Genomic DNA, 7,207 nt, shown 5'->3' with positions numbered 1-7,207 from the left:
GCGGCGCTGGTCTACGCCGCCCGACGGCCGGTGCTCAGCACCATAGGCGGTTTCCTGATTGCACGTGACGGCACCCACCCTGCGGAAGCCATTGTCGTGCTCTCCGGCTCGCTCCCCGACCGCATGCTGGAGGCAGTCGATCTGTACCAAGCGCACATGGCGCCACGCATCATTCTCACCCGCGAGCCATCATTGCCAGGGCTCGCCGCCCTGCGTGCGCGCGGCGGAAATCTGCCAGAGCCTCACGAAGAGAACCTGATGGTGGCGCAGCATTTTGGCATTTCCCGAGACGTCATCTCGGTGTTATCGACTCCGGCTTCCAGCACGCTGGCTGAAGCGCGCATCGTCATCAGCTACCTGCAAGCGCAGCGGATCAAGTCCATTTTGCTGGTCACCTCAAAAGCCCACGCCCGGCGCGCGCGCATGATCTTCCGCCGGCTTGCCCAGGGCCGCATCGAAATTACCGTGTGTCCATCGCCCTACGACCCCTTCACGCCCGACGACTGGTGGCACGATCGTGGCACGGTGCGCCGCGTGATCACTGAATACGGGAAGCTCCTCACCTACCTGCTCATCGATCGCTGGCGACCGCTTCCACCGGCAGCGGGTGATACATGACCGCGGCCCACACCATCCATCCCATATATCTGCGTCTGGCTCCGACGGATATCGCCTTCATCAAGTTCCTGTTCGAATCCTATGAAGGCGTCGGCATCGTACGTACGGTCGATCGCCGGGCCGCGATCATCGTGGTGCTGGTAGTCCACGATTTCCTGGCCGTCGCTCGGCAGATTCTGCGTGATGTGCAGGCGCAGATCGATTACGCCGAGATCACCGCACCGCCATTCGAAGCGGATGACTGGCTGATGCGCGAAATCACCGCCGATCCGGAGACCTGATTCAGGACTTCGCCTCAGTCTCCCGCGGTTTGCCGAAGACGTACGCCACGCCGATACTCACGCCGTACAGGACGAGGAGCGGCGCAGCCATCAGCAGTTGCGAAGCCACATCCGGCCCGGGCGTCAGCATCGCGGCAACGATGAAAATGACCAGTATGGCGTAGCGGGTGTACTGGAGCATCATGCGGTGCGTCACCAAGCCGAAGCGGGCGAGGAAGAAGACGACCACCGGCAGCTCGAAGGTGACGCCGAAGGCCAGCAGCATCCGCGCCGTAAAGGTCAGGTATTCACTGATGCGGATCTGCGGGCTGACCTGGATGGTGCCGTACTGCGCGATGAAGAACTGATAGCCGACAGGCAGCACCGCCTCGTAACAAAAGGCCGCGCCCGCCAGGAAAAAGGACGTGCCGAACAGGACGAATGGTATGGCGTACCGCTTCTCGTTCTGGTAGAGCCCCGGCGCCACGAACTTCCAGAGCTGGTAGAGGATCACGGGGCTCGCAAGAAAGAGGGCGGCGATGGCCGAGACCTTGAGCTTGGTAAAGAACGCCTCCACCAAACCGGTACCAATCAGGTGCACAACGTCGGCTTGAGAGCCGTTGCCGGCGTTGATCGCCAGCAGCGGCCGCGCCAGCAACTGGAACAGCGTCTCGGCAAAGTTGTAGCAGGCGGTGAATCCGACCGCGATGGCGAGCAACGACTTGATCAGCCGCCAGCGCAGCTCCTGCAAATGCGCCGTGAGGGGCATCTTGACGTCGACCATTTACCCCTCCGAATGCTCATGGTCCTTTTTCTCTGCAGCAGGGTCCGCCACTTTCTCCGGCGCGAAATCGCCCAGCGCGCTCGGCGGATGCGGGGTAGCCGGGACGTCGGGAGGTTTCGGCTTGGCCTGCTCCCGCATGGCGGCTTGCGCCTGCTCTTCCAAAAGGATTTTGGCGTTATGTAATTCGTCCGTCAGGCCACTGGTCGCCCGTCGCAGCTCCGCCATCGCGCGGCCCAAAACCCGCGCGACCTCCGGCAAGCGCTCGGGCCCGAGCACGATGAGCGCCACGACGAGGATGACCAGCAGTTCCGGGGTTCCGATGCCAAACATGGAGTACGTTCAGAGACCTCGTCACGCTAGTGAAATCGCTCCACGCTGTCAAATCAGCACGCCGCGACGTTTACCGCGGTCCGGACGGTTGCTATGGTACCGCCGATGGCACGCACCGGTGTCGTTATCGACCCGCGCTATATGGACCACGAGACCGGCGCGGGACATCCCGAGCGTCCAGAGCGCATCGCGGTGTTGCTGCCGTTGGCTGATGCCGCACCAAGTGACCTCACCCGCGTGCCGGCGCGGCCCGCGTCCGGCGACGAGCTCGCACTGGTCCACGACCCCGCCTACGTCGAAGAGGTTGCGGCAACGCAACACAAGCCCGGCTTCGCCTTCGACGCCGACACGCCGACGTGTCCCGAGTCCTATGCCGTCGCCAGTCTCGCGGCGGGTGGCTTTCTCGCATTGCTCGACGCGGTGATCTCGGGGCAGGTACCCAACGGCTTCGCCTGCGTGCGGCCGCCCGGCCACCATGCCGAACGCCACCGCGCCATGGGCTTCTGCCTCTTCAACAATGTGGCCGTGGGTGCCGAGTACCTCCGCCGCCGTCATGGCTTGGAGCGCATCCTGATCGTCGACTGGGATCTGCATCACGGCAACGGGACACAGCACCTGTTCGAGGACGACCCCGGCGTGCTCTACGTTTCCACCCACCAGTACCCGTACTATCCCGGCACCGGGGCCATCGACGAGGTCGGCCGCGGGGAGGGCGAAGGGTACACCCTGAATCTGGCCTTCCCGGCGGGATTTGGTGACGTCGAGTACCACCAGGCGTTCCAGCAGATCATCGAACCCATCGCACGCCAGTATGATCCGCAATTCGTGCTGATTTCGGCGGGCTTCGACGCCCACGCCCGCGACCCACTCGGCGGCATGCAGGTCACGGAAGGCGGCTTCCGATCCATGGCGCGAACGCTGCTGGAAATTGCACGCGATCACAGCCAAGGCCGCTGCGCCGCCATTCTCGAGGGTGGCTACGACCTGATGGCGATCCGCGACTCGACCCACGCCGTCCTGCGGGAGTTGCAGGGCAGTACGGAGCCCCTCCCTGCCCCACCGGCCCCAAGCCGGGCGGACGCGCTGATCCAGCGCATCAAGAAAGTGCAGAGCCGCTACTGGCGGCCGTGAGCAACCTGCACGCGTCCGCGCGTGCAGGCGTTGGCCGCACGCGCGCTCTTCAATCCAGGCTGCGGAACAAGTCCCGATCAGGTTCGGGTGCGGCCTTTGCCGGCTGGACGGCTGCGACCGGCGGCTCCGTGCCGCGGCGGAAGCACTCGAGAATGCCGCCGCTCCCGGGCACGAGCCGCTGCCCGGTGCGCGGGTTGATGAGCACGAAGCTGATGCCCGCCGGCACCGGGAAATCGAGAATGGGCTCGTTCTCCAGGGCGCGCTCCATGAAGCGCTCCCAGATCGGCGCAGCAACTTGCCCACCGGTCTCGCCCTTGCCCAGGCTGCGCTTCTCGTCGAAACCAATCCACAATCCCGCCAGCAGTTGCGGCGTGTAGCCGATGAACCAGGCGTCGTCTATGTCGTTCGTCGTTCCGGTCTTGCCGGCGGCCGGCCGGCCAAGCGCCTTTGCCTTGCGGCCGGTGCCATGGTCAATGACACTCTGCAGCATGCTCGTAATGAGGTAGGCCGTCTCGGGCGAAATGACCTGCTCGGTTTGTGGAACGTTCTCATCCATGATGCTGCCTTGGCTGTCCGTAACGCGGATGATGAAGCGCGGCTCGGCACGCTGCCCCTGATTGGCGAAGACACCATACGCCGCCGCCAAGTCCAGCAGGTTCACTTCGGACGAACCGAGGGCCAACGACAGGTTGGGTGCCAGCGGGCTGTGGATGCCGAGGTGCCGAATGTACTTGACCAGGGGCTTGACGCCCACGCGGGTGGCGAGTTTCACCGTAACGACGTTGCGTGAAAAGGTCAGCGCTTCCCGCAAGGTCGTCGGCCCGAAGTACTTCTCTTCGTAGTTGTGCGGCATCCATACGGCGTTGTGGTCCTGGAACGAAATCGGTTCGTCGACGATGATCGAAGCCGGGGTGAAGTTCCGATCGAGGGCGGCGGCATAAATCAGCGGTTTGAAAGCCGAACCCGGCTGCCGCAATCCTTGCACGGCGCGGTTGAACTGGCTGCTGTCGAAATCATAGCCGCCAATCAGCACCTTCACCGCACCGCTGCCCGGATCGAGCGCAACGAAGGCGCCTTGCACCGGCGGTTCGTGATCGCGAACAAACTCGTAGGTACTGTCGTTGCCGGTCGACGGCGCCAGCCGCACACGCACCACGTCGCCGGGGCGGTAGGTCTCCGCGCGCGTGCCATCGCGCTGTGCCGCAGCCTGCAGCGAGCCGTGAAACGGTCCGACCTGCACGCGCGTGGCACCGTGCGCGCTGCCGGTGACCAGGGCCTCATAGGTCTGCCCGCGCTCCAACGCGTGCCCCGCCATCGCGTCGCGCTGATTGTGGAGGAACGCATCCTTTTGCACGGGCGTGAGGTGCCGCACCGCCCCGTTGTAATGCTCGCGCGCCGCCAGGTTGTTCAGACCTTCGCGGAGAGCGGCCTCCGCTGCCGCCTGCATGCGCAGATTGAGGCCGGTCTGCACCCGCAGCCCGAGCGCATACAGTGCCGTCTCGCCATATTTCTGCTCCAGGAGGCGACGAACGTGCTCGACGTAGTACGGCGCCGCGATGTAGCTGCCTTTCCGCGATGCCAGCGCCAGCGGCTCACGTGCGGCAGCTACGGCCTGTGCCGACGTGACGAAGCCGACCTCGGCCATCCGCTCCAACACGTAGCGCTGGCGGGCTTTCGCCCGCGGCCAGTGGTTGAACGGCGAATAGCGGCTGGGCGCTTGCGGGAGGCCAGCAAGCAAGGCGGCCTCGGCCAGGGTCAACTCGTCGACGGTCTTGCCGAAATATTCCGCCGCCGCGGCGGCCACACCGTAAGCGCCGCTACCGAGATAGATATGGTTGAGATAGAGCCCGAGAATCTCGTCCTTGCTCAGCTGGCGCTCCAGACGCGTGGCCAGCAACATCTCCTTCAACTTGCGCTCGTAACTTTTCTGCGGCGTCAGCAACAGCGACTTGACGACTTGTTGGGTGATGGTACTGCCGCCCTGGACTTTCCCGCCGGCAATCACGTCATTGACGAGGGCTCGCACGATGCTCAGCGGATTGATGCCGCCATGCTGGTAGAAGGTGTCGTCTTCGGCAGCGATGAACGCATTGCGGACCAGTGCGGGGATACGCTGGATCGGCAGAAGATACCGCTTCTCGAAGTAGAACTCGCCGACCACGGTGCCATCGTCCGCCAGCACCTGGGTCGCAATCGGCGGACGGTACTGGGAGAGCTTCTCTACCGACGGAAGGTTGGTGGTCAGCTCCCAGTAGACCAGCCCCAGCGCCACCGCACCGGACAGCAGGACCACCAAGAGAAGGAACAGGACCAGGTTGCGGACCGTACGCCCGAACGCAACAGCACGGCGCGGACGAGATCGCGAATTGGCCATGGTTGTTCGCTCCAACGATACCGGCCACGGCTCAGTTGGTCAACTGAACGTACGGTGGGAACGTTTTGACAGTCACCTTTTGCCGTGAGCCCGCCGCAGCCTGGCGGCATCCAGGCGTCGAGCCCTCACCAGGCCGTCAAGTCACGTTCGTTGCAACCCAACCTGGGTTATGCCTATTTTGCGGTATTGAGCTGCAGCTATGGCAGCCTATACCCTCCTAGTCATCGACGATGAACCGGCCAGCGTGCGCGCCATCGCGCGTGCGCTGCAGGATGAGCACCGCATCGTCAGCGCCACGAGCGCGACGCAGGGACTAGCGGCGCTGGCAGCGGAGCCGGTTGCATTGATGATCGTCGACCAGCGCATGCCCGAAATGACCGGCACCGAGTTGCTCGCACGCACGGCGACGCAGTATCCGGACATCGTTCGCGTGCTACTCACGGGCGACATCGGCGTCGACACCCTGGTTGCAGCCATCAACACCGGGCATGTGTATTACTATCTGACCAAGCCCTGGGAGCCGCACGAGCTACGCTTGGTGGTTCGGCGTGGACTCGAGCGCTACGAGGCCGAGGCCGATCGGCGGCGGCTGATTCGCGAACTCGAACAGGCCTACCAGCGGGTGCGCCGCGAGGCCGACCAGAAGGGGCGCCTGCTTGCCATCGCCAGCCACGAATTGGGCACCCCATTGCATCTCTTGTCGAACGCACTCGCGCTGGTGTCCGATACCGATCTGCCAGCAGCGGCACGCCCGTGGTTGGACACCGCCAGCCGCAATGCTCACTGGTTGGCGCGCGGCCTGGCGCAAATGACCACGGCGGCACGCTGGGGCTCCGGGACCCTGAAGTTGCACCGAGCGTCCGTAGATCTCCGCCCCGTGCTCGACAGCTTGCAGGCCACCTTCCAGACACTCATCGGCGCCCGGAAACTCGCCTTGCGGTTCGAGGTACCCACCGCGTTGCCCACCATGACCGCTGATCGCGTGTGGCTTGAGCGGGCCTTGTTCAACCTCATCTCCAACGCGGTGAGATTCACGCCCGACGGCGGCTCCGTCACGGTCGCCGCCGTCGCCACCCCTGGCGCGGTAGAAATCAGCGTCACCGACACGGGCATCGGCATCGATGCCGGTCTGCTCGATCAGGTATTCGAGCCGCTCTCGGCCGCGTGCGGCGACATCCACCTGCACACCTCCGGTCGCTTCGAGTTCGGGTCACGTGGCCTGGGCTTGGGACTGGCCATCACCAAGGCGATCATCGAACAGCACGGCGGAACGGTCATGGTCCGCAGCCAATGTGGGGTGGGAAGCCAGTTCACCGTCGCGCTGCCGCTGCAACCTGCGGCGGTGTAGCGGTCGAAATTGTTTGAACTTCCGATACAATAGAGACGATGTCCGTCGACGACGCCAGTAACCTCTCGTTGCACTGCACCCATTGCGGTCGGGAAGTTGCCGAGACCATGCACACCCGGTCTTCGTACCGCGTCGACTATTACTGGCTACACACGGGTGAGGTGGAACCCAGCACCATTCAACGTCCGGATGATCCGTCCGGGGTGATGACCGTGCTCAGGCTCTTACGGGTCAGCACGGTCGTGACCTGCGTTGATTGCTACCGGCTGCCTGAGATCCGCGCGCAGCGCGAACTGCTCTTCCGACCTGAACTCAACACGGCAGCCGGGCCGGAGGCAGTATGCGCCCCGTCGTAGAAGCGG

Annotated in this window: 8 protein-coding genes; 5 read left to right on the top strand and 3 right to left on the bottom strand. The window is 64.2% G+C overall.

Features of this window, described 5'->3' with window-relative positions:
- On the top strand, positions 1 to 618 hold a 618-nt coding region (locus VF515_14940), incomplete at its 5' end, for a YdcF family protein (protein HEX7408927.1).
- Entirely contained in the window at positions 615 to 899 is a 285-nt protein-coding gene (locus VF515_14935) for a DUF4911 domain-containing protein (GenBank protein HEX7408926.1), read from the top strand. The genes VF515_14940 and VF515_14935, both read left to right, overlap by 4 nt.
- Before the next feature lies 1 nt (position 900).
- On the opposite strand, the gene tatC is transcribed toward VF515_14935, so the two are convergent.
- Together tatC and tatB are read right to left on the bottom strand one after the other, a co-directional pair.
- Positions 901 to 1,662: a twin-arginine translocase subunit TatC gene (gene tatC, locus VF515_14930; protein HEX7408925.1), complete on the bottom strand. Its 762-nt coding sequence runs from the start codon at positions 1,660 to 1,662 to the stop codon at positions 901 to 903.
- Complete coding sequence (gene tatB, locus VF515_14925; GenBank protein ID HEX7408924.1) at positions 1,663 to 1,992, bottom strand: Sec-independent protein translocase protein TatB; 330 nt, start codon at positions 1,990 to 1,992, stop codon at positions 1,663 to 1,665. It lies immediately after the preceding gene.
- 105 nt (positions 1,993 to 2,097) lie between these two features.
- Between tatB and VF515_14920 the strand changes: the two genes are divergently transcribed.
- Entirely contained in the window at positions 2,098 to 3,123 is a 1,026-nt protein-coding gene (locus VF515_14920; protein ID HEX7408923.1) for a histone deacetylase, read from the top strand.
- Between the two features lie 49 nt (positions 3,124 to 3,172).
- Here the strand turns inward: VF515_14920 and VF515_14915 are convergent, their stop codons facing one another.
- Positions 3,173 to 5,497, bottom strand: a complete 2,325-nt coding sequence (locus VF515_14915; protein ID HEX7408922.1) for a PBP1A family penicillin-binding protein — start codon at positions 5,495 to 5,497, stop codon at positions 3,173 to 3,175.
- A gap of 199 nt (positions 5,498 to 5,696) precedes the next feature.
- Here VF515_14915 and VF515_14910 point away from each other — a divergent pair, with 199 nt between their 5' ends.
- The gene (locus VF515_14910) at positions 5,697 to 6,845 is read left to right on the top strand and encodes a hybrid sensor histidine kinase/response regulator (GenBank protein HEX7408921.1); all 1,149 of its coding nucleotides are present in this window, start codon (positions 5,697 to 5,699) and stop codon (positions 6,843 to 6,845) included.
- A gap of 38 nt (positions 6,846 to 6,883) precedes the next feature.
- Complete coding sequence (locus VF515_14905) at positions 6,884 to 7,201, top strand: hypothetical protein (GenBank protein HEX7408920.1); 318 nt, start codon at positions 6,884 to 6,886, stop codon at positions 7,199 to 7,201.
- Positions 7,202 to 7,207 lie beyond the last annotated feature (6 nt).

The sequence above is a fragment of the Candidatus Binatia bacterium genome (assembly GCA_036382395.1).
Taxonomy (GTDB): domain Bacteria; phylum Desulfobacterota; class Binatia; order HRBIN30; family HRBIN30; genus JAGDMS01.
The sequence above is the reverse complement of the archived record's forward strand: the minus strand, read 5'-3'. Positions and strand labels throughout refer to the sequence as shown.

Coding starts and splice junctions, on each gene's coding strand:
- VF515_14935 (HEX7408926.1), top strand. CDS start 615: ATGACCGCGGCCCACACCATCCATCCCATATATCTGCGTCTGGCTCCG.
- tatC (HEX7408925.1), bottom strand. CDS start 1,662: ATGGTCGACGTCAAGATGCCCCTCACGGCGCATTTGCAGGAGCTGCGC.
- tatB (HEX7408924.1), bottom strand. CDS start 1,992: ATGTTTGGCATCGGAACCCCGGAACTGCTGGTCATCCTCGTCGTGGCG.
- VF515_14920 (HEX7408923.1), top strand. CDS start 2,098: ATGGCACGCACCGGTGTCGTTATCGACCCGCGCTATATGGACCACGAG.
- VF515_14915 (HEX7408922.1), bottom strand. CDS start 5,497: ATGGCCAATTCGCGATCTCGTCCGCGCCGTGCTGTTGCGTTCGGGCGT.
- VF515_14910 (HEX7408921.1), top strand. CDS start 5,697: ATGGCAGCCTATACCCTCCTAGTCATCGACGATGAACCGGCCAGCGTG.
- VF515_14905 (HEX7408920.1), top strand. CDS start 6,884: ATGTCCGTCGACGACGCCAGTAACCTCTCGTTGCACTGCACCCATTGC.